General features: G+C 55.9%; 23 protein-coding genes. 8 read left to right on the top strand and 15 right to left on the bottom strand.

Features of this window, described 5'->3' with window-relative positions; translation table 11 throughout:
- Positions 1-149: 149 nt before the first annotated feature.
- Both VGK48_23225 and VGK48_23230 read left to right on the top strand, forming a co-directional pair.
- Positions 150-812 (top strand): lipid-binding SYLF domain-containing protein, encoded by a 663-nt coding sequence (locus VGK48_23225; GenBank protein ID HEY2384097.1) that lies wholly within the window; start codon positions 150-152, stop codon positions 810-812.
- A gap of 19 nt (positions 813-831) precedes the next feature.
- On the top strand, positions 832-1,782 hold the full coding sequence (locus VGK48_23230) for a glycine cleavage T C-terminal barrel domain-containing protein (protein HEY2384098.1): 951 nt from the start codon (positions 832-834) through the stop codon (positions 1,780-1,782).
- On the opposite strand, the gene VGK48_23235 is transcribed toward VGK48_23230, so the two are convergent.
- Positions 1,760-1,996 carry a hypothetical protein gene (locus VGK48_23235; protein HEY2384099.1) on the bottom strand — a complete coding sequence of 79 codons (237 nt, stop codon included), beginning with the start codon at positions 1,994-1,996 and terminating at the stop codon, positions 1,760-1,762. The two genes, VGK48_23230 and VGK48_23235, sit on opposite strands and share 23 nt — an antisense overlap.
- A 718-nt stretch (positions 1,997-2,714) precedes the next feature.
- Positions 2,715-3,512, bottom strand: coding sequence for a PEP-CTERM sorting domain-containing protein (locus VGK48_23240; protein HEY2384100.1), 798 nt, complete (start codon positions 3,510-3,512; stop codon positions 2,715-2,717).
- A gap of 630 nt (positions 3,513-4,142) precedes the next feature.
- Here VGK48_23240 and VGK48_23245 point away from each other — a divergent pair.
- From VGK48_23245 to VGK48_23255, 3 genes are all read left to right on the top strand, one after another.
- On the top strand, positions 4,143-4,268 hold the full coding sequence (locus tag VGK48_23245; GenBank protein HEY2384101.1) for a hypothetical protein: 126 nt from the start codon (positions 4,143-4,145) through the stop codon (positions 4,266-4,268).
- A gap of 63 nt (positions 4,269-4,331) precedes the next feature.
- A complete protein-coding gene (locus tag VGK48_23250) occupies positions 4,332-4,562 on the top strand; it encodes a fibronectin type III domain-containing protein (GenBank protein HEY2384102.1) in 231 nt (76 codons plus the stop codon).
- A 230-nt stretch (positions 4,563-4,792) separates the two neighbouring features.
- Positions 4,793-5,371 carry a PEP-CTERM sorting domain-containing protein gene (locus VGK48_23255; protein ID HEY2384103.1) on the top strand — a complete coding sequence of 193 codons (579 nt, stop codon included), beginning with the start codon at positions 4,793-4,795 and terminating at the stop codon, positions 5,369-5,371.
- Between the two features lie 184 nt (positions 5,372-5,555).
- On the opposite strand, the gene VGK48_23260 is transcribed toward VGK48_23255, so the two are convergent.
- From VGK48_23260 to VGK48_23275, 4 genes are all read right to left on the bottom strand, one after another.
- On the bottom strand, positions 5,556-6,971 hold the full coding sequence (locus tag VGK48_23260) for a DUF1592 domain-containing protein (protein ID HEY2384104.1): 1,416 nt from the start codon (positions 6,969-6,971) through the stop codon (positions 5,556-5,558).
- A 167-nt stretch (positions 6,972-7,138) separates the two neighbouring features.
- A complete protein-coding gene (locus tag VGK48_23265) occupies positions 7,139-8,107 on the bottom strand; it encodes a J domain-containing protein (GenBank protein ID HEY2384105.1) in 969 nt (322 codons plus the stop codon).
- A 13-nt stretch (positions 8,108-8,120) separates the two neighbouring features.
- Positions 8,121-8,942: an MBL fold metallo-hydrolase gene (locus tag VGK48_23270; protein HEY2384106.1), complete on the bottom strand. Its 822-nt coding sequence runs from the start codon at positions 8,940-8,942 to the stop codon at positions 8,121-8,123.
- 43 nt (positions 8,943-8,985) lie between these two features.
- Positions 8,986-10,128 carry a Xaa-Pro peptidase family protein gene (locus VGK48_23275; GenBank protein ID HEY2384107.1) on the bottom strand — a complete coding sequence of 381 codons (1,143 nt, stop codon included), beginning with the start codon at positions 10,126-10,128 and terminating at the stop codon, positions 8,986-8,988.
- Between the two features lie 17 nt (positions 10,129-10,145).
- Between VGK48_23275 and VGK48_23280 the strand changes: the two genes are divergently transcribed.
- Complete coding sequence (locus tag VGK48_23280) at positions 10,146-10,880, top strand: competence/damage-inducible protein A (GenBank protein HEY2384108.1); 735 nt, start codon at positions 10,146-10,148, stop codon at positions 10,878-10,880.
- 9 nt (positions 10,881-10,889) lie between these two features.
- Here the strand turns inward: VGK48_23280 and VGK48_23285 are convergent, their stop codons facing one another.
- Genes VGK48_23285 through VGK48_23300 form a run of 4 tightly spaced genes read right to left on the bottom strand, consistent with a single transcriptional unit; the run spans position 10,890 to position 14,194 of the window.
- On the bottom strand, positions 10,890-11,711 hold the full coding sequence (locus tag VGK48_23285; protein ID HEY2384109.1) for a phosphosulfolactate synthase: 822 nt from the start codon (positions 11,709-11,711) through the stop codon (positions 10,890-10,892).
- Between the two features lie 9 nt (positions 11,712-11,720).
- Positions 11,721-13,109 (bottom strand): MmgE/PrpD family protein, encoded by a 1,389-nt coding sequence (locus VGK48_23290; protein ID HEY2384110.1) that lies wholly within the window; start codon positions 13,107-13,109, stop codon positions 11,721-11,723.
- A gap of 15 nt (positions 13,110-13,124) precedes the next feature.
- Positions 13,125-13,565 (bottom strand): PPC domain-containing DNA-binding protein, encoded by a 441-nt coding sequence (locus VGK48_23295; protein ID HEY2384111.1) that lies wholly within the window; start codon positions 13,563-13,565, stop codon positions 13,125-13,127.
- On the bottom strand, positions 13,562-14,194 hold the full coding sequence (locus VGK48_23300; protein HEY2384112.1) for an aldehyde dehydrogenase family protein: 633 nt from the start codon (positions 14,192-14,194) through the stop codon (positions 13,562-13,564). Before VGK48_23300 ends, VGK48_23295 begins: the two co-directional genes overlap by 4 nt.
- Before the next feature lie 104 nt (positions 14,195-14,298).
- Between VGK48_23300 and VGK48_23305 the strand changes: the two genes are divergently transcribed.
- Both VGK48_23305 and zwf read left to right on the top strand, forming a co-directional pair.
- Positions 14,299-15,111 (top strand): hypothetical protein, encoded by an 813-nt coding sequence (locus tag VGK48_23305; protein HEY2384113.1) that lies wholly within the window; start codon positions 14,299-14,301, stop codon positions 15,109-15,111.
- A 31-nt stretch (positions 15,112-15,142) separates the two neighbouring features.
- The gene (gene zwf, locus VGK48_23310; protein HEY2384114.1) at positions 15,143-16,513 is read left to right on the top strand and encodes a glucose-6-phosphate dehydrogenase; all 1,371 of its coding nucleotides are present in this window, start codon (positions 15,143-15,145) and stop codon (positions 16,511-16,513) included.
- Positions 16,514-16,515: 2 nt separating this feature from the next.
- Here the strand turns inward: zwf and VGK48_23315 are convergent, their stop codons facing one another.
- From VGK48_23315 to VGK48_23335, 5 genes are read right to left on the bottom strand one after another with little or no spacing between them, the layout of a single operon-like run.
- The gene (locus tag VGK48_23315) at positions 16,516-17,406 is read right to left on the bottom strand and encodes a 5'-3' exonuclease H3TH domain-containing protein (GenBank protein ID HEY2384115.1); all 891 of its coding nucleotides are present in this window, start codon (positions 17,404-17,406) and stop codon (positions 16,516-16,518) included.
- Entirely contained in the window at positions 17,403-17,780 is a 378-nt protein-coding gene (locus tag VGK48_23320) for a hotdog domain-containing protein (protein ID HEY2384116.1), read from the bottom strand. The genes VGK48_23315 and VGK48_23320 overlap by 4 nt, the downstream gene beginning before the upstream one ends.
- Complete coding sequence (locus tag VGK48_23325) at positions 17,777-18,406, bottom strand: MBL fold metallo-hydrolase (GenBank protein HEY2384117.1); 630 nt, start codon at positions 18,404-18,406, stop codon at positions 17,777-17,779. Before VGK48_23325 ends, VGK48_23320 begins: the two co-directional genes overlap by 4 nt.
- The gene (locus VGK48_23330; protein HEY2384118.1) at positions 18,403-18,822 is read right to left on the bottom strand and encodes a hypothetical protein; all 420 of its coding nucleotides are present in this window, start codon (positions 18,820-18,822) and stop codon (positions 18,403-18,405) included. The genes VGK48_23325 and VGK48_23330 overlap by 4 nt, the downstream gene beginning before the upstream one ends.
- On the bottom strand, positions 18,822-20,003 hold the full coding sequence (locus tag VGK48_23335) for a trypsin-like peptidase domain-containing protein (protein HEY2384119.1): 1,182 nt from the start codon (positions 20,001-20,003) through the stop codon (positions 18,822-18,824). Before VGK48_23335 ends, VGK48_23330 begins: the two co-directional genes overlap by 1 nt.
- Between the last annotated feature and the right edge of the window lie 160 nt (positions 20,004-20,163).

Below are 20,163 nucleotides of genomic sequence, written 5' to 3' on the forward strand. Positions count from 1 at the left end.
CGTGTTTTTCGATTGAGCCGGGTGTATACCTGAAAGGGACCTTCGGTGTCCGCAGTGAGGTGGATATGTATCTGTCGGACAAGGAAGCTATCGTCACGGGGTTGCCGATACAGGCCGAAGTAATACCAATTCTGAAATAGGAGTCTTCCATGCGTACGATTTTCATGGTCTTAGCACTGTTTCTGGTCGACGAGAAGATCGCGGATCGTCTGTGGGAATCGTCGAAGGTCGTCGACGAACTGGTCAAGGCGCCGGATTCCGATATCTCCAAAGAAATCCTCAAACGCGCAGAATGCATCGCCGTCATTCCGGGCTTGAAGAAAGCCGCGCTCGGTTTTGGCGGAGAGCTCGGAAAAGGTGCTGTATCCTGCAAGAAAGACGGCGGAAAAGGACCGTTCGGCGCGCCGGCCATGATATCGATAACCGGTGGGAGCTTCGGATTTCAGTTGGGCGCCCAGGAAACCGACGTCGTGATGCTCTTCATGACGCCCGACAGTTTCAAATACCTGATGCGCGACAAAGTGACGCTTGGAGTGGATGCGTCTGCTGCCGGCGGCCCGAAAGGGCGTGAAGCATCTGCTGAAACCAACGCGACCATGCGATCGGAAATCCTGACTTACTCGCGCAGCCGCGGCCTGTTCGCCGGGCTTTCTCTGAAAGGCGCTGTGCTGCGCCCCGATAAAGACGCGAATGAGAAACTCTACGGCCGCAGGGTGGACCTTCAGGAGCTGATTCAAAAAGGCAATATCGCGGTTCCTGAACCGGCGAGCAAATTCATTCAATCCGTATCGAAAGCAAGTTCGGGTAAATAAGCTTAGAATTTGAAATTGAATGATTGCGGAATCATACAAGGCGTCCACGCAAGCCGCTGCTCTGGTTGAAAAGGATTGGGCCGGGCTGATCAAGCTGAGCGGTGGAGACCGCGTAACCTGGCTTCAAGGCATGGTGACGAACGATGTCGCCAGGCTGAAGCCGGGAACAGGTTGCTATGCCGCGCATCTGACCCCGCAGGGAAAGATCGTCGCTCACATGCAGATCCTTGCCGGCGACGATGCGCTCTGGCTTTCGCTGGAGCGTTCAGCCGTTCCTGCGCTGATCGCTGCCTTCGACAAACTCCTCATCATGGAAGATGTCCAGATGACGGATGCCTCTGACGATTATTCCGTGCTGGGGCTTCTCGGACCCCAGGCTCCTGCTGTCCTGGCTGCCTGGCTCGGCGAGCCGCCGAACCTCGAGAAACCCTATTCGCATCGGACGTTGGACAACTGCCGGGTGGTCCTGTCCGATCTCGGCTATGACATCTGGGTTCCGCGGGCGCAAGCCGACAGCATTGTCCGTGCCATTGCTCAAGCAGGCGCAATGGCAATCGATCATGGAACGTGGGATGTCGTCCGGACGGAGGCGGGCATTCCGATTTATGGAGTCGATATCGATTCGACGACCACCATGCCTGAAATCGGAGAGGCGGGGATCAGTTACGACAAGGGCTGCTATATCGGTCAGGAAGTGGTTGCGAAAGTAAAGTACATCGGTCACGTGAATCGAAGGTTTGTCGGCCTTATCCTTGCGGGCAGCGAGCTTCCGGAGATAAAGAGCGTTGTCCGCAAAGGGGGAAGAGAAGTCGGTCATGTGACCACGAGCCTTTTTTCGCCGAAGCTCAACAAGCCGATCGCTCTCGCTTTCGTGAATCTGGGCGCCTATGCGCCGGGGAACCAGGTGGAGGTCGGGACACAGGCGGCAACTATCGTCGACTTGCCTTTTAAAGACGAATTGGCCGGTTGACGTCGACACTAGTCGTGCCGTTCGGGTTGTTCGGACCAACCGGCAGGGAAGCAAGGGCTAAGGTGTCGGTCGAGTCGCCCGACGAGTGAGCCTGCAGCGCTGCGAGGTACCGGTCATAAGAAATTGTGCCGAAGAACTTGGATTTTTGTCCGAGGCCCGAGCTCATCCCTTGGAAGTCTATGTTGACGGTAATCGAGGTGGTGATGTTGATCAAACTGGCATGGGCCGGAACAACAGCGAGGCTGCAAACCACAAGAACTAATCCCGCCTACGCGAGTCGATGAGTGAATGCCACATTTCCTCCGGTTTTGCTGAGTATCCAGAAGCACCCCGTTTTAGCGCTGCACGAGTCTGGATTGATGGCGCACGAGCACTTAGGACTCCAAACGTCTTTCCGGTCAGAAAGTATTTGTATTCCGTGAGTTGTTGCAGGCGATCGCCGAAAGCACCCGAAAACAATCCTTAGAAGAAGCGACGCTTTTGACCTTGGAAGTAAAGAGAGCGGAAGGATCTTATTCAAATCATTGAACTTTCGCGGTTGACAGCTTGGCGCCTAAACTTGTCAGCCAAACCGACAATCGCTTCGATGAAATGCAGACTCATTAAGCGGTCACTTCAAATTCGGCGAGGGCCCGCGCGTAATCCAAACAAGTCCGCTCTGTTGTGCGTGGCGTGTTGGCCAGGGGCTAGCTCCCTCATCATCAGCCGATGTCCGCGCCGATCTTGCCGATGATGAACTCCACAGAAAAGCCAGCCAATGGAAGTCGGCGAGGGCAGCGGGATCAAACATCACACTGCGTGTCTGGATAAACGGGCATAGCAAGCAACTTCCGAGGTCGGAAATTGCTTACTGTTTTCCGGTTGGCGCGCTAACTAAGACCGGTCAACGGCTTTCCATTCCAATACCTCTTTGGAAAGCCAGTTGACAGGCCTCACTCGCCTTTTTTTAGAGGGTTCTTGTTACGTGCAGCGAACAGCAGACCGGCCAAGCCGAATGCAAGCAGGGACAGGGTCGCGGGTTCGGGAGTCGGGAGGACGGCGTTACCCACGGCAACATCAATGGTGTCGGTCGCGAGCAAACCTGTCGAGTCGTTTACATCTAGAATGAACCGGTAGTAGTGCTGGGCATTCATGTCAAATGTGTAACCAGGAACCGAAGCCAGCGGGAAGTCACCGAAAGTCGGATTTTCGCTGTTTTGGGTTCCCCAAGAGGTGGGAAGAAGATCAGCGCCATTATTATTTGCCGCAGATCCGTCCGTCTTTCCACTGGGGCCCCAATAGGAATTATCAGCCCAATATGGAAGATTGACTGTTGCTGAAACACCGGCGGTCAGATCCTCAACAGTCAAAGTCGAATACGGAAATATATCGGAAAGATCCAGCGATCCACTTCCGTTCGGTTGAAGATCTATCGACCACTCATAATTCCACCAGGCTCGAGTTGGAGCACCGGCCTGCGCGCCAACGGGAACATCATAAACGTTAGTCGACGAATCAATAACGGTCGGAAGTTGCCGGCCCTTCGCACGCAAACCCACTTCAATTCCGTTGTCGGTCTCAACGGTGAATCCGCCGTTCGGGTTGCCGGTGCCGTTATACCAACCTGGATTAGAGGCGGCGGTTGGGCTTGCAAGGGATGCATCATAGGTGATGGTTGAAGCCAAGCCCGCCACCGTCATCGACAGGACAAGAATGATCGCGAATGCGATCATTGCCAATTTCTGTTTCATTCGTTTCTCCTCGAAGGTGATGCGATTGGGGAATGCTGTAAAAACACACCTCGACCTCTAAGAGGCGAGTGCGGCATCAGGAGCACGCGTCGTTCCCTTACTGTACGGCAGCTAATTATCGTGGAATGAGTCTCTTATCCGTCAAACCACCACCGCTCAAGGGGCTATATCGTAAGCTTCCCCGACGTTTGGCATCAGAACTCGCAAAAAGAAATTTGCATCCCTTAGCAACTGAACGGGTTGGTTAGAATTTTTCATGAATCTAGAACACGTAAAGGACCGTGACACCGCCCAACGGATTCTCACAAGGCACGTTGCACCCGCCTGGCTCGTACGCGCGAGGTGGTCGTTGCCTTTTTAGCGAAGCTCTCTTTCATTAACCGACACTGAGCGAGTCAAGCGGCCTTAGAGCGAATGGGTTTCCATTTCCATTCCAGCACTGTGTCGGATCTGCGGACGGGCTGGAGAAGACCAGAGTCGATCATTCCCTGTATCGAGCCTTATTCCTCTTTGGATGCGGGACGTAGCGATTCGATCAACGCTACCGGCACGCCACTCTCGGTGAGAACTACCAGCCGCTGGGCTTTTATTGCTCGAATAGCCTTTGCAAGACCAGGTGCTCCATTGTTTATGGCAATTTGCATACTGGGCCACTATGTCGGCCACGTTGCTGAAAACGATCTCGAGGTCGTATATGCCGGTGGCTGTGAACCCGCAAAATTACCGTCTTCTGCCGCAGCCGCTGCCGAAGCCTGATATGAACAAAGTCGTACGTGGTCCGAATTCGGGAACCGCGCCGCGCTGGCTTATATCACTCCGATTTCACGCGCGAAGCACGGAAAAGTCGCTTATTACGAATTGGGTTATGCGGAAAAGAACGGCAACAATATTGGGGACCGCGCTGTAATCCCAACGAAGGTGGGACGCTTTCCCATTACCATCAAGCACCTCATTCCCGGAACCACCTACATTTTTCAGGCCCGCGCCACCAACAACCATAAACAAGGCTTCACCGACTGGGGCGATCCGTATCGGTATATGGCGACGTAGTTTCAGCAACCGTCAGGAAATCCGACGATCGATCCTTTTTGTTTACGTTTCAATGAGATGCGTAGATAACGATAGGCCTGTACCTCCCGGGCCCGTCGGAATTGTTTACACAGGAACAGTCCGCTTAACTTTGGGTTAAGCCTCCAGCCAGCTATAGATCAGTGACTTGTGGGCTGCAGTCTAATGGCTCCGAAATTGCAAAGGCACTAAGCTGCAGAAAAGAGACAGGCGTGAAGATTTTTTGGCGATGTTTGATCCTCCTGATTCTGGTTCGTTTTGAGGTTGTCCAGGTAAGGGCCGACGACTTGTCGGGCGACCCCACGCTCAAACTCAATTCCGCGACAGGAGCCAGTGCGAACTTCGACATCAACTCGGACTCCTTCTTCTATACGACCGATAGCGATGCTGACGTCACTTTCCACCAGGATACGGGTCAGACCTGGTCCAACCTGCTGATCACGACGAACCAGAACCCTGTAGGCAATCTGTCGTCGTACACTTGCCAAGCGGCGGCCTTCTTCACGAATTGCATGGTCACATTGACTGGGGATACTGTCTCAGTCTTCTACTACGGATTGGACGCGACACACCTCGGTATACTTGACGGTGGCACCAAGTTCAGGATTCAAGCCTTCGGATTTCAAGATTCCGGCGATCAATGTCTAACCGGTGGAAACTTCGATCCCAATCGGTGCTGGGACGCAAGCTCGACATTCAATCTGCAGGCGAACGTTCCCGAACCCGCCAGTATTCTCCTGATGACCGCCGGCTTACTGGGTTTCGCGGTGTGCTTCTTCGCCCGACGCTGAGCTCAACATCGGCATCCCGCCATGTTTGGGTACACGACGCTTTGACTCGATGTTGCGGCGTCTGCTCCACCTGTCCTACGGCAGACTATTTGATTTGTCTCTTCAGCCAGCTGTGGAAAGCTGGATGTGGCCCGCGAAATCCTTGAGTGCATGAGGCTGGCGCCCTATATTCGTCTTACATTTTCTATCGGGAGACTCCGGTTGGCGCAAGGTCGAGACCTCGGCTGCCGGCAACCGTTTTCATCTGGAACGGAGCGCTCTTCACGATACCCAGAACGATCGATGACCACCGGTAATCCTGGGTAGCGGCCTGGCGGAGGATTTCGCGGACCGCCGGCATCTCGTAATCGTATAGGGTCCATGCTTTTGCCGGACGGTCCAAGGCGTAACCGAGAAGCTTCTGTGTGACATTCGAATAGTACGCTGCCCTGTACTTCAACAGCCCGCTTCGCAATTCTGCCGGGCCGTTAAATTTCGAACCATCGATAAAACTGCCCGAGGCATCGATGGTTTCTCCGGCGTCGGTATCCCGCCATTGACCCACAAGATTGAAATTCTCCAGTGCCCATCCCATCGGTTCGAAGGTGAGATGGCAGCTGGAGCAGACGGGATTGCTGGCATGTTCCTTCATGCGGACGCGCATGGGACGGTTGTCGTTCGGCTTCAATGGGGGCACGTTCGGCAGCAGTGGTGGCGGTGCAATGCCGAAGAAGGTCGTCAGGATGGTCTTTCCGCGCATCACCGGTGAGGTGCGGTCCTTAGTGGAAGTGACGGTCAGGAAACTGCCTTGCCCGAGAATTCCTCCGCGCGTGTTGTTCGTGAAAGTGAATCTTCGAAATTCATCTCCGGATACGCCGGCAATTCCGTAATGGCGCGCGAGCCTCTCGTTAATAAAGGTATAGTCCGCCGTCCACAGGTCGAGCGCGTTGTGATCCTCGTGTATCTGACTTTCGAAGAAAAGCCGCGTTTCGGTTCCGAGAGCCTTTCGCAGGTCTTCATCGGCGTTCTGTACTTTGCCGAGTGAATTGGGCAGAGCCCACGGCTCGAAGAAGCCAGTCACGAGAGCGCTCCCTTTGGGATCCTGCAACATCCGGCGGACCTGTTGTTCGAGTCCGGCCGGCGTTCCCAACCGGCCTTTCCTGGCCGCTTCCTGAAGGATGGAATCGGGAGTGCCGTTCCAAATGAATTTCGCCATGCGGACGGCCAGTTCGCCGTTGGAAACTCGATTGGAGCTGTTGAGGGTTCTATTCTTTTGATAGGCATGATCCAGGGCTCGCTCCGCAGTCGAGATTGCTGTTTCGTAGCGGGCTTCTTCCGGACGAGCCATACCGATCGGTGGATCGCGCCGCGCGCGAAGACGCTGCAACATTTTTTCCCAGACGGCCGACTCCTCCTCGACATTGCCCGTGTTCAAGCTGTCGAGGGCCAATCCGCCCGACTTCCGCGTCTGGTTATGGCACGTTGTGCAATACATCTCGAACAAGGGCTTGAAAACCTTCGAAACATCGGTTCCGCTGGTCGGCGATGGCTTGGTTTGAGCGCTTAGGCCGCAGGCGAGAACGATAATGACAAAGAGCGCGGGCACTGTCCTGTTGATCATTGAAGCCTCCTCAACGAGGATGGACTGTAGCGAGACCTGCGGCTGAAGTCGTCTCGCGAATGCACGGTTTTTGTAAAATTATTGTCAGCTCAGCTGTTTGAAATTCATCGCGGCTCGCTGGCGTGGCGGCAGGCCAATCTGCAGGACACCATCGTATTCGGCGACGTTCACGAGTCCGAACCGTTTCGAGGTTTGAATCGCGACACTTTTGCGAGTTCCTCGAATAGTTTCTTTTCCGCTTCGGTGAGCTCCTTCGGAACAACGATCTTCAAGCGCACAAAGTGATCGCCGCGCCCGCCGCCCCGGACGTTCAAGCCTTGTCCTCTCAAGCGAAGGCGCTGCCCGGATGCGACGCCGGGGGGAACGCGAATCTTCTCGGCTTTGCCGTCGAGTGTTGGAACTTCGATGTTTGCGCCGAGTGCCGCTTCCCATGGAGTGATGGCCACTTCGACTTCGGTATCGTCCGCTTTCGCGCTGAATCGGGAGTGCGGTTCCTGACGGAGACGGACGTAGAGATCTCCGCCGTTCGGTCCCCCGCCGGGAATGCGGATCTTGCTGTCGTTGCGTGCTCCCGGTGGAATACGGATGTCGATGGTTTTCTCGGTATTGCCGAGCCGGACGGTGAGCTTTCGCGTGGTGCCCCGATGCATGTCTTCCAGGGGTAGCGCGAGCTCGGTTTCAGATTCGGGGGCCCTGGATGGCCGTCCGCCGGCGCGGGTTCGCCGTCCCGCCTCGGGGCCGCCCATGCCACCCATGCCGCCCATTCCGCCAAACAGGGCTTCGAAGAAATCGCTGAATGCGCTGCCCCGCTGGTCAGTGGCCCGGCCGAACAGGTCTTCCATGTTGATGGTGCCCTGAAATCCTCCCCCACCGCCCCAGTTGGGGGGCGGAGTGAAGTCCGCCCCGTTTTTCCAGTTCGCGCCGAGTTGATCGTATTTCTTGCGTTTTTCCGAGTCGCCGAGAACTTCGTACGCTTCCTGGATTTCCTTGAATTTTTCTTCGGACTGCTTGTTATTGGGATTCAGGTCAGGATGGTACTTTCGAGCCAGTTTTCGATAGGCCTTCTTGATTTCTTCTTCTTTTGAAGATCTGGCAACGCCGAGAATTTCGTAATAATCGCGGAACTTGACGGGCATGTTTCTGAGTGTACTACAACGTGACTTCGAGGCCTTCCCGCGCCGCAATCACGTTGGGATAGAGTTTGCGGGCGTTTTCGAGAATCTTATCCACTTCACCGTCTTCATGGTAGGGGTCGTGATGATACAGGGCGATGCGTTTCACACCCGCCCGGATGCCGGTTTCGATCGCCTGTTTCCAGCTGCTGTGGCCCCAGCCAATGTGCTCCGGCAGTTCCTCAGGCGTGTACTGGGAATCGACGATGAAGAAGTCTGCATCTTTGGCGAGCGTCATGATGTTCTTGTCGCTCCAGCCCGTGCCGTGTTCCACATCCGTACAATAGGAAATCACTTTTCCGTTTTGCATGATCCGATAGCCGACGCACCCTTGAGGGTGATCCAAGGGTAAAACCAGAATTCTGGTGTCTGCAACGGTAAAGGTTCCTTCCACCAGGTCCACGTACTCCCGCGAGCACGGAAGTTTGGACATGTCGACGGGGAAGTACGGATTGGCCATCATGCCTGCCAGAGCATCCATAACCAGGTTTGCGTCACGGCGTCCGGCGAAGTAGAAAGTGAAGTGATTCCTCGGATCGTACAAAGGACGGAAAAACGGGACTCCTTGTATATGGTCCAGATGAAAATGACTGAAGAAGATGTGGGCGCTGATCGGTTTGTCGCCGAACTCCTGCTGGAGTTCACGGCCAAGCAGCCGGATTCCTGTTCCACCATCAAAAACCAGGATCTGGTTCGAGTCGGTTCGAATTTCGATACACGAAGTATTTCCTCCATACCCCATGTTTTCTTTTTGTGGCGTCGGGGTGGATCCGCGGACTCCCCAAAACCGCACACGCATTCAGCGCCCTCCAAGAGAACGGGCAGTATAAAGAGTTGTCGAGCTAAACTTCAAGAAACTTGGGAATTTTGACAAGGTTTCTACAGCCGGTTTTGGTTACGACAACCACGTCTTCGAGCCGGACTCCTCCCATTCTTTCGTAGTACAGGCCCGGTTCGACCGTTACGACATTCCGGTCACGCAGGGTATTCCGGCTGCGCTGGCCGAAGGACGGCGCTTCGTGAATGTCGAGGCCCAGTCCGTGCCCCGTACCGTGGAAGAATCCTTGCATGCGGCCATTCTGAAGTCCCGAAGGAAAACCCTCGGAGGCGAAATAATTCACGATTTCATTGTGGATGTCGTAGGCGCTTGAGCCGCTGCGGATTCGGTTGAAGCCGATTTCCTGCGCCTGCGCAACGCACTGGTAGGCATGCTTCAACCGTTCGGACGCGCGGCCTCGAACGACGGTGCGTGAGATATCGCCGAAATAGCCGGTTTTCTGCGAGCGGGGGAAGATATCCATGATGATGGAAGTATTCGCGCGAATGGGTCCGCTGCCCTGATTGTGGGGATCGACACACTGTTCGCCCGCGGCCGCAATCGTATGGCTTGGTACATACCCGCGCGCCATAATCTCGGTGTTGATGATGCGCTTCAGGATTTCCGAAGTGAACCGGGTTCCGTCGAGATAGAGGTAGCCGTCCTTATGTATGTCCGTCCGGCGGACGGCTTCGATGCCGGCCTGCATGCCATGTTCGGCGGCCCGGAGCGAGTCCGTGATGAAACGAATCTCCTCCGGCGTTTTGAATTCCCGCTCCGGCCAGAATGGATCCGCCTTGGCCTCGACACGGATGCGCGCCTTCCTCAGGTGGTCGGCAAGGCCCAGGGGAAATCCCGACGGCACCTCGACACTGCTGATGTGGAGATCTTGAAGTATTTCCAGAATGACCTGCGGGACCGCCGGGAACTGCGTGCCGCTCTGTTGACATCGCCTTTGATATGCGGACCAGGCCAGCACTTTATCGACATTTGCCTGGCTCTTTGCGCGATCGATCTCGAGATCGTTCATTGCCAGATAGCGTTTACCCCGCTTCACGATAAAAACAAACGGGTCCGGCGCGAAAAAGCGGGTGGCCCAGAGCATGTTCGCGTCGCTCTCGCTGGCGCTGTAGATCATGCGGGCGTCGGGCTGTGTTGATTTTGGCATGCTATATTCAGCTGAAGATGTCCAAGACTGCAGGGATCATCGTTATCGGGAACGAAATCCTTTCCGGAAAGACACGGGATGAGAATTCTCCATTCCTCGTAACCGAGTTGCGTGATCTTGGAGTCGATGTTCGAAAGATTTCCGTTATTCCCGACGAACTCAACCTCATTTCCAACGAGGTCCGGGAGTTTGCCGGTGCTTACGATTATGTATTTACCACAGGTGGCGTCGGTCCCACTCACGATGATTTGACGATGGATGGAATTGCCGCCGCATTCGGCCGGCGTATTCTGCGCCATCCCGAGCTTGAAATATCACTGCGTCATTTCTATTCCGAAGAGCTGGTCCAGGGGAATTTGCGCATGGCCGATATTCCGGAAGGCGCGCGGCTGGTCGGAGGAAAGGGCATGTGGTTTCCGGTGGTCGCGGTGGAGAATGTTTATATTTTCCCCGGTGTCCCCGAAATTCTGCAGCGGAAATTCGAACGCATCAAAGAGACCTTCCGGGAAGCGCCGTTTCATCTGCGGCAGATGTTTCTCCAGGCGGACGAGGGCCAGATCGCTGCCCTGCTGCACCAGTTGCTTGCGGAATTCCCCGAATTGTTGCTGGGCTCGTATCCGTATCTCGACAACCCTGAGTACTCCATCAAGCTGACCCTCGAATCGAAGGATGCGGATTATCTTGCACGCGCATACGGCCGCCTGGTCGGCGCGCTGGCGGAGATTCACATTACGCCGGTGAAACCGGGCTGAATTTTCAAGTCACTCTTTATAGGTGACAACGCGGCCCCAGAGATCCTTCGTTCCCCATATCCCCCGCCGCAGCGCTTCGAGTTGCACAATCTGGCTGTGATCGACGAAGAGGTTTACATCTGGTCCATAGTTCTTGATGTACCAGGCGAACACGTCGGGGTCCGCCGCCTCAAACATGACCTTTGCCAGGCCGAGAGCCTCGATGATTCTGGCGGGAACGTCCGTCCTCCAGGTACGAACATTTTCAGTTATACCCTCGGACTCGATCATGATCAGATAAGCGCCTGCATCAAGGAATCGGCGTGCCTGCCCGATCGCCCAGGCAGGGTCTCTTGTGCCTTCGGCTTCGAGTTCTTCTGCGCGAGTCGCGCCGCCGGCGCCAAACTGAATGCCGATTTCCGGTTTCGCCTTCAGGCCGCTTTTCTGAACACGCTCGATGAGGCGCAACCAGTCATCCGTCGGCAGAGTGATGAATCCGCTGGAGACCTCGATGATATCGAACCCGATGTCATGACACTCCCGGATATAAGCAGGAACATCCGCCGGATTTTGCGCGACAACATGTTCAATGAAGCCTCCCGTAGATACGAGAACATTGTGGGAATGCGCAATGTCGATGATCTCACGCAGTCTGTCTCGAGGCATCAGCGTGAATGAGCCGCCGGCGAACTTCAGGGAATCGACGTAGTCCTCCATTGTTTCAAGAACATCTTCGAGGTACCGCTTGCCCATCGGCGTGTAATACGGTCCTCGAATTTCGGTCAGACCTTCAGAACGCGGCTTGCTTTGACGATCGTTGAGTCGAATAAACGGAAATGCACGATCATTCATGAGAACCACCTAAGCGGCCTTCCGATCGGCGGGTCCCTTGACGCGCCCCAGAACAGCCATTAGTTCAGAAATCCGGAGGTGCTCGATGTTTGCAACGGCCCGGACAATCGCGTCACGCACGGCCAGGTCCGCCGCCAGGTATGTCAACCGGTGAAACTTCTCCTCGACCGCGTCCCAGGGCAGAGGAGAATCCGGAAATCCTGGATAGGTGCGCTGTTCCCTGGAAAGTGTCTTGCCTCCCGCAAGTTGGATAAGGACTTTACAGGGCATTTCGGCGGGAAAGGCGGCGCTGAATTGCAGCGCGGGGCGAACCGTCACTTTTCGAAGCAGAGCCTGGACGTCACTTCGTCCGATGCGTTCGGCCGTGTACTGGGCCGGCGTCACTTCTCCTGCCAACAGAGCAACGGCAATCACGTACGGCAGGCTGTGGTCCGCTTGCTCCTTGGTTACCACTTCTGTTTTCGGTCCCTCTTCTCCGCCTCCGATGATTTTGTGCGCCACGTCGAAGATCTCGATTTCGATATGTTCGATATCTTCCGCTGCGAATCCGGATTCTCGTTTCAATTCGAGAACGCATTCAATTGCCGATTGGGAGTGCATTTCCGCGTTGTATTTTTTCAGCGCGGTCCGCGTAACCATTTCCAGGTTTTCATGCTGCCAATCGATCGAAAATTGTCCCGCGATCGTGTCCATGAAGCCCTTGTTGCCTTCAAGAATCTCCAGTGGGCCGGTGATCCCGCGCATCGCGAGAAAGGCAGCGTGCGTGGCCCCGCCTGCCATGTTTGCGAACGCGAGCCCTTTCCAGTTAGAGAGCTTTCCTGTGCGGGTTACGCGTAGTGCGTTGTAAGCGGCGCCGCTGATGGCGAGCGCATTTGCAGTTTTACCGGAATCCAACTCCAGAGCTTTGGCGACGGCGCCCGCGACCGAATACGCGCCCAAGGTAACATGATCGAAGCCGCGATCACGAACGGGTGCGGCTTCGCTCAACCGGCATTGAATCTGGTAGGCGAGAGCGAGCGCAGTCAGGAAATCGCGTCCTTCTGTTTCGGCATACTCTGATGCGGCCAGAACAGCTCCGAGATTATCGCTGGGATGGCAGGTCTCACCTTTCGCAAGATAGCTGTCGTTGAAATCGAGATAGCGGACCAAAGCGCAGTTGAAAAACGCCGCTCTATCGGGCGCCGCCCTGCCGCCGCCGATCAGCGTGCATCGGCCGCGGCCGCCGCCGAAGTCTTCGACCTGATATCGGACGGACCGCATAAGTTGGTGGCCCATGGCGCCGATCGCACATCCGGCGGCATCCAGGATGCGGATCTTGAGCTCTCGCACGGCAAAACCGGAAATGTCCTTGAAGGTGACATGTGTGATGAAGTCCGCGAGTTGTTCAACTTGAGTCATGTTTCTTCAGTCGTTTCAGGCTGCCCTCAGGTCAATCAGCGCCAGTCCTGTCTCTATATCCGGCCGCCGAGTCAGATAAGTCGGCGACTCGACAAGAATCAGTTCCAATGTCGGAAACACGTGGCCTTCCAGCAGATGTCCGCCATGAGCGCTGCCGTCCGCCTTACCGACGACGATGTGCGCATGAACGTCGATCGTGCCCTGATAGACAGTGACGTCGCCGATCAATGAAAGCACCTCCACCTGTTCGTGTATGGGGATCCTCCTGTATTGCTTTTTCGCCGGGTCGAAGAAACCCAGCACGACATCGCTCAGCGCTCCGACGGCCGTGAAATGGCTCGCAAGAATGCGCTCCTCGGTCACGAATCGGCGAAACGTCCATATAATCTCGTCCGCTTTATCGAAGACCAACGCGAAGGTGTTTTCCGCGCTTTCATTGATCAGCTTGAATTTCATGAAAGTTCCTCTAGGCGGCCATGCTTACCGTCTTGATGTTCGTAAATTCCCGAATTCCGTGGCCGCTGAGTTCCCGGCCGTAGAGTCTGAAAGACACCCGCCGGAAAACCGGCGCGCCGGAATACATCCTCTATTGCAAGAGCGCATTGCGGAACGTTGGAGGCATGCTTGAGAAGAGCAACATTGCCGGCCATGAGCGCGGGCGCGGCAAATCGAAACACCTGCCAGAAAGGGAAATTCCAGGGCATGATCGCGAGAACGGCTCCCAATGGGTCGTATCGCACGAATGACAGTGCTCCTCCGGTCTCGATAACCTCGCCGGCAAGCCAATGTCCGGCACTTTCGGCAAAGTAGCGGCAAACCCAGGCGCACTTCTCTGATTCGTCCATCGCCGCCCGGAGCGTTTTTCCCATCTCGGCGGTCATGAGGCGGCCAAAAGATTCCTTTTCGTCATCGAGGATTGCCGCGGCGTGTTGCATCATCCGTGCGCGTTCCTCTACGAGAGTGCGACGATATTCGTGAAACGCGGCGCAGGCGCGGCGGAGTTTCTGGTTCACTTCTGCCTGGGAGATCAGCGTGAAACGCCGAATGAGGTTTCCTGTTGCAGGATTAATGCTGGCGATGCCCATGATTCTTTGTTCTAAATATGTGCAAGGCCAGTTCCGTTGTACCCGCAGCCTTTATGCCCGCGGCTACTGGCAGTGGAAGTGCCACAGAAAGAGGTGTGCGGACAGTGGCGGTTATCCTCTCTCTCGTCAGTATGTTTGTGGCGCTGAACCTTCTGGGAGAAAGTCCGGACGCCCGCGAAATCGTGCGGAGGTCTGTTGAACAGAATAAAAAGGACTGGGCATTGGCGCCTCAATACGCGTTCACGAAGCGCGATGTCGTCGCGCATAAGGAAAAAGTGACATCACGGCGCACCTACAAAGTATTGATGATCGATGGCTCACCGTACAATCAGCTGATTGCAACGGACGGACACCCGCTGCCCGGATCGGGAGCGGCTGTGCAGCAAGGCGAATTGACGCAGGAGACAGCCCGCCGGAAACATGAACCACCTGAAGCGCGCCGGCGCCGGATTGCGGCATACGAAAAGGACCGGGCGCGGGAACAGACGTTGATGAATGAAATGGTCAATGCGTTTGATTTCAAGCTCACCGGACAGGAGGAGATCAACGGACATCATTGTTATGTTCTTCAGGCGGCGCCCCGGGCGGGCTATCGACCGACGAGCAATGAAACAAAGGTTTTGACGGGAATGCGCGGAACGATGTGGATCGACACCCAGGAATACCAGTGGGTGAAGGTTCAAGCCGAAGTCTTTCGTCCCGTTCCGATTGATCTCTTCATTGCCGACGTCCAGCCCGGCACCGAATTCCTGCTTGAAAAAGTCCCGGTCGCGCAAGGTCTATGGCTTCCCGCACATTTTTTGACTCGCGTCCGGGCTACGGCACTCAAATTGTGGTCGAAAAATTACAGCCGCGACGAAACCTACTTTGATTACCATCGTTCCGGAGTGCCCGGCGATTCTCGCAGCGGGCAGTGAAAACTATTGCGAAATGTGAAAGAGAGCCTTCATGCAGGAGCATTCCGACGCGCTCGTCTTTTTTGGTGCGACTGGCGATTTAGCTCATAAACAGATTTTTCCCGCGCTTCAAGCGATGATCCGGCATGGTCACCTGGACATGCCGATCATCGGCGTCGCCAAGTCGGGCTGGAACCTCGAACAACTCAAGCAGCGGATACGCGACAGCCTGGAAAACTATGGCGGCTTGAACCCGGATGCATTTGCAAAACTAACCGGTGAGTTGCAGTACATCGACGGCGACTACCGCGACGACGCGACATATCAGCAGCTGCGCCGCATGCTTGGCAATACTCAACGGCCGCTGCACTATCTTGCGATCCCGCCAAGCATGTTTGAGACGGTTACCGCCGGACTGGCCAAAGGCGGTTGTATCGGCAATGCCCGGGTGGTCGTCGAGAAGCCGTTCGGGCGGGATCTACCGTCTGCGCAGTCGCTCAACCAGACGCTGCGGCAGTTTTTCCCGGAGTCTGCGATATATCGAATAGATCATTTCCTCGGGAAAGAGCCGGTCCAGAACCTTTTATACTTCCGCTTCGCCAACACCTTTCTTGAGCCTATCTGGAATCGCAACTACGTCGACAGCGTACAGATCACGATGGCCGAGAAATTCGGCGTGGAGTCGCGCGGGCGCCTTTATGAAGAACTCGGCGCGATTCGCGATGTTGTGCAGAACCACCTGCTTCAAGTTCTGATATTGCTGGCGATGGAGGCCCCGGTGCAACGGGACGCGGAAACCATGCGTGATGAAAAGGTTCGCCTGTTTAAGGCGATCCGTCCGCTGACGCCGTCGGATATCGTTCGGGGACAATATGTGGGTTACCGCTCCGCGGAGGGTGTTGCGCCCGGCTCGGAGGTCGAAACATTCGTCGCTCTGCGGCTGCATATCGAGACCTGGCGGTGGGGAGGAGTGCCGTTTTACATTCGAGCCGGCAAGGAGCTGCCCGTTACAGCGACGGAGGTCATGGTCGAATTGAGGCAGCCGCCCCAAGCTGTGTTCGACGGCATCAGGGCAGGTCAGGCCAATTACGTTCGATTCCGTCTCAGTCCGGATGTCTTCATTTCGATCGGCGCGAAGGTTAAAAAACCGGGCGAAGAAATGGTCGGCGAAGACACTGAGCTGATCGCCCACCACCGGGTCGGGGAGGAAATGCTGCCCTATGAACGGTTGCTCGGTGACGCGATCCGCGGCGACCCCTCCCTGTTCGCCCGCGAGGATAGCGTCGAAGAGGCCTGGCGTGTCATCGATCCCATCGTCGGCACAGCGACACCGGTCCACAAGTATGATCCCAACAGCTGGGGACCCGCCGAAGCCGACGATATCATTTCCGGCAATGGCGGCTGGCAAAACCCGAAAGAATAGGATCAAACCGGAAAAAGTGTGGGTTGGGCGAGTGGAATATCGTCCAGAACCCGGACGAATCCCAACTCTTCGCAAAGGGGATTCAAGATCCGGCTGTCGGCGCGGCGATACCGCAACCGTTCGGGGGATATGGTGATCGGAGCATCACAGCAAATCGTGGCAAGGCGCCGGCTGGTTCGTACGGTCTCCATGTTGTCGCGAATGCGCTTCAGGATGGCGTCGCGTCCGCGGAAGTTCAGCGTGGCGTCGATGTGGGTGTGGACCACATCTTCGACGCTCCGGCACACCGATAGGATCTGGCGGGCGGTTTTCTCCCCGACACCGGCCACGCCGGGAATGTTGTCCACGTGATCGCCATGCAGCGCCAGAAGGTCGGGAATCTGCGTTGGCGACACGCCGAATTTCTCACGCACACCGGCTTCATTCAGCCAGTTTTCTTTTGCCATGTCGTATACGCAGACGGTTTCGGAAACCAGCTGGGACATGTCCTTATCGCCCGTAACGACAACCACTGGATGGCCTTCGCCGGACATTTTCGCAGTGATCGTGCCGATGATATCGTCGGCTTCATAATCATCGGCTTCGAGACACGCCACGCCGATGGCGGCGGTGATTTTCCTGCAGTAGTCGAATTGAGCTTTCAGGTTTGCGGGAGGCTGAGTGCGGTTCGCTTTATAGCCGCTGAATATCGCGCTGCGGAAGGACGTGTCCCGTTCGAACGCGGCAGCCATGTATTCGGGTTTACGTTCTTTGATGATGCGAAGCAAGGTCCGGAGATATCCGAGCACGGCATTGGTCAACATTCCGCGCGGCGAGATGATATTGTCCGGAAGCCCGTGATATGCCCGGAAGATGTAGTTCATCGCATCGATGACGTAGACCGGTTTTTTCATGACTGAATCGGAACCGGATGACCGTCGTCGCCGACGGCGACATAGATCACTTCCGCTTCGGTAACGCGCACGATTTCCTTTGTGCCGCGGATGCCGATCCGTTCGACTTCGACTTCAACGTCAACCGTTATCGATGACGCGCCGACCCGCACCGTTCGGGTATAAAACGTCACCAGGTCGCCGAGGTAGACCGGAGCGACGAACACCACTTCATGCATGGCCTTGGTGACAAACTTTTTCGGAAACTGCCTGCGGCATTCGATTCCGCCGGCAAGATCGATGTAGCTCAGGATGACGCCGCCGAAAATCGTACCGTGGGCATTGGTGTCTCGCGGCAGCATCGTGATGCGGATGGCAGGGAAGCGATCGGTCATTTCAGGAAGGGATTATACCGGCGCTCGTGGCCGATTGTGGTCGATTGTCCGTGACCGGCGATCACCAGCGTGTCGTCGTCGAAAGGCATCAGCTTTTTTTGAATGGAGGTCAGGATCTGCGGCTGGGAGCCGCCCCAGAGATCCGTCCGTCCGATACTTTGAGCGAACAGCGTATCTCCGGTGAAAAGGATGTTCCGGTCGGCGGCAAGATGGAAAGTCGCGCTGCCCGGCGTGTGGCCGGGAGTGTGGATGACGCCGACCTCCACGCCGCGGCAGGCGACGGCGCCGCCATCTTCGACGAAATGTTCGATCGCGCCCCGTTTGGGCATCGGCATTCCGATCCACTGGGCCTGCATGTCGAGCTTTTCGAACAGAAGCAGGTCCGCTTTATGGATCGATGCCGGCGCGCCGGACTTTTCCTGCAGTTCGCTGATAGCGCCCACATGATCGATGTGCGTGTGGGTGCAGACGATCTGCCGTACCGTCAGACCGTGCTTTTCGAGGCGCGTCAGTATCTCCATCGGATCGTCTCCGGGATCGATAACGATTGCCTCGCCGGTCTGTTCGTCTCCGATGATGGTGCAATTGCATTGCAGCCAGCCGACCGGGAATGTTTCGATGATCATCGCGTTTCCTGCGCTCCAAGCACTTTCAATGTTCCGGCCGTCGCGGCGCCGCGGCTTTTGAAGTCCGAACTGCCGATCAGCTTTTCGTCTCCGGGAGGCAATTTCTGGCTGACGATCAGCTTGTCCCTTTCGAGGACCTTTCCCCGCTCATCCATGTAAGTCGCTTCGAGTTGAATCTGGTTATAGGTGAATTTGCTGCTTGTATTGTGGAAACCGATGATCCACGCGGGCTTGGAGCCCGGAAGTTCAGGACGAAATTCGGCGTGTGTGATTTCGATGTCTCGCGCCGGGTTGGGCCGGTTCAGCAGGCCGGCAAGGCTGCCGCCGTATTGCCGAATTCCGAGAACGACGATTATCCCGACCAGGAGGAGGCGGCGGCCGAGTATCCATTGCCGCGACCGGAGAAATTCGAGCATTACTGCCGGCGCGCCTCCTGCAGGGTAATGTTCAGATCCAGCTTTTTGTTATCGCGCAAAACCGTGACTTTGACCTGATCTCCAGGCTTATGACCTTCGATTTCGGATTGAAGTTCCTGGATAGATGTCACTTCTTTTCCTTGAACGGCCAGAATCACGTCCCCTCCGACGGGGAACCGAAGTCGTCCTACAATGATTTCGCTTTCCGCTCCCTTGATGCCGCCGAGAGCTGCAGCGCTTCCGCGAGGCGCTTCGGCCACCATTAAACCGGAATTGGTATTAAGCCGCAGAGCTTGCGCGAGGCCGGGATAATCCGAGAGCGCGACGAGCTCCTGTGGCGTGACGCCGAGAGAGGCATGACGCACATAACCATTTGTGATCAATTCGTCGGTAATGCGGTGGACGGTATCCACCGGGATCGCGAAACCGATGCCGATGCTTCCGGTGTCATTGGGCGAGAGAATCGCCGAATTGATACCGATGATCTGTCCCTGGCTGTTCAACAGCGGACCGCCGGAATTTCCATGATTGATTGAGGCGTCTGTTTGAATCATGCCTTCGATGATCCGGCCGTTTTCGCTTTCGATCGATCGGTTCAGTGAACTGATGATTCCGGTCGTCATTGTGCGATCCAGGCCGAAGGGATTTCCGATCGCCAGAACTTTCTGTCCGACCTCCAGGCCCTTCGACGTTCCCAGAGGAATTGGCGTCAGCCCGCTGCGCGGAACATCGATCTGAATCACTGCCAGGTCGTTGTTGGGATCGCTGCCGACCACCTTGGCGCTGTGTTTGGACTTGTCCCAAAGGGTGACCTGCAGCTGCTCGGCGTCGCGCACCACGTGATAGTTGGTCACGATATGTCCCTGGCCGTCGATGATGGCGCCCGACCCCATGCCCGACTGTGGCACCGGCCGGTAGAAGAAGTCATAGGCGACCGTCACCGTTGTGATGTTGACGACACTCGGGCTGTATTTCTGATAGATCTCGATATTGTTGCGTTCATCCTCGCTGAGGTTGGCGATTCCCGGAGCGGCGGCGGTCATGCTGACCGGCGAGGATGCCCAGCTGACATCCGGGGGCCGGGAGAAATCCGATCGCAATGGTTTCCAGTCCAGCAGGACATACACCATGGCGGCTGTAATGATCGAGCTCAAGAATGCGACTTTGATCAGGTTTTTCATACATGCAACTCCAAAGGGGTGCTCCCCTCGAGCGAATCCATTATCTCCTGAGAAGATGCGGTTGTTGAAGAAATGGTTGTCATTGGATCATTGCATCATTGCAAGTTTCTGAATTGCTTCAATTGAAGAAATGAAGAAACGTCGAAATGATGCAATGATG

This window comes from Terriglobia bacterium, from assembly GCA_036496425.1.
In the GTDB taxonomy this organism is placed as follows: Bacteria; Acidobacteriota; Terriglobia; order 20CM-2-55-15; family 20CM-2-55-15; genus 20CM-2-55-15.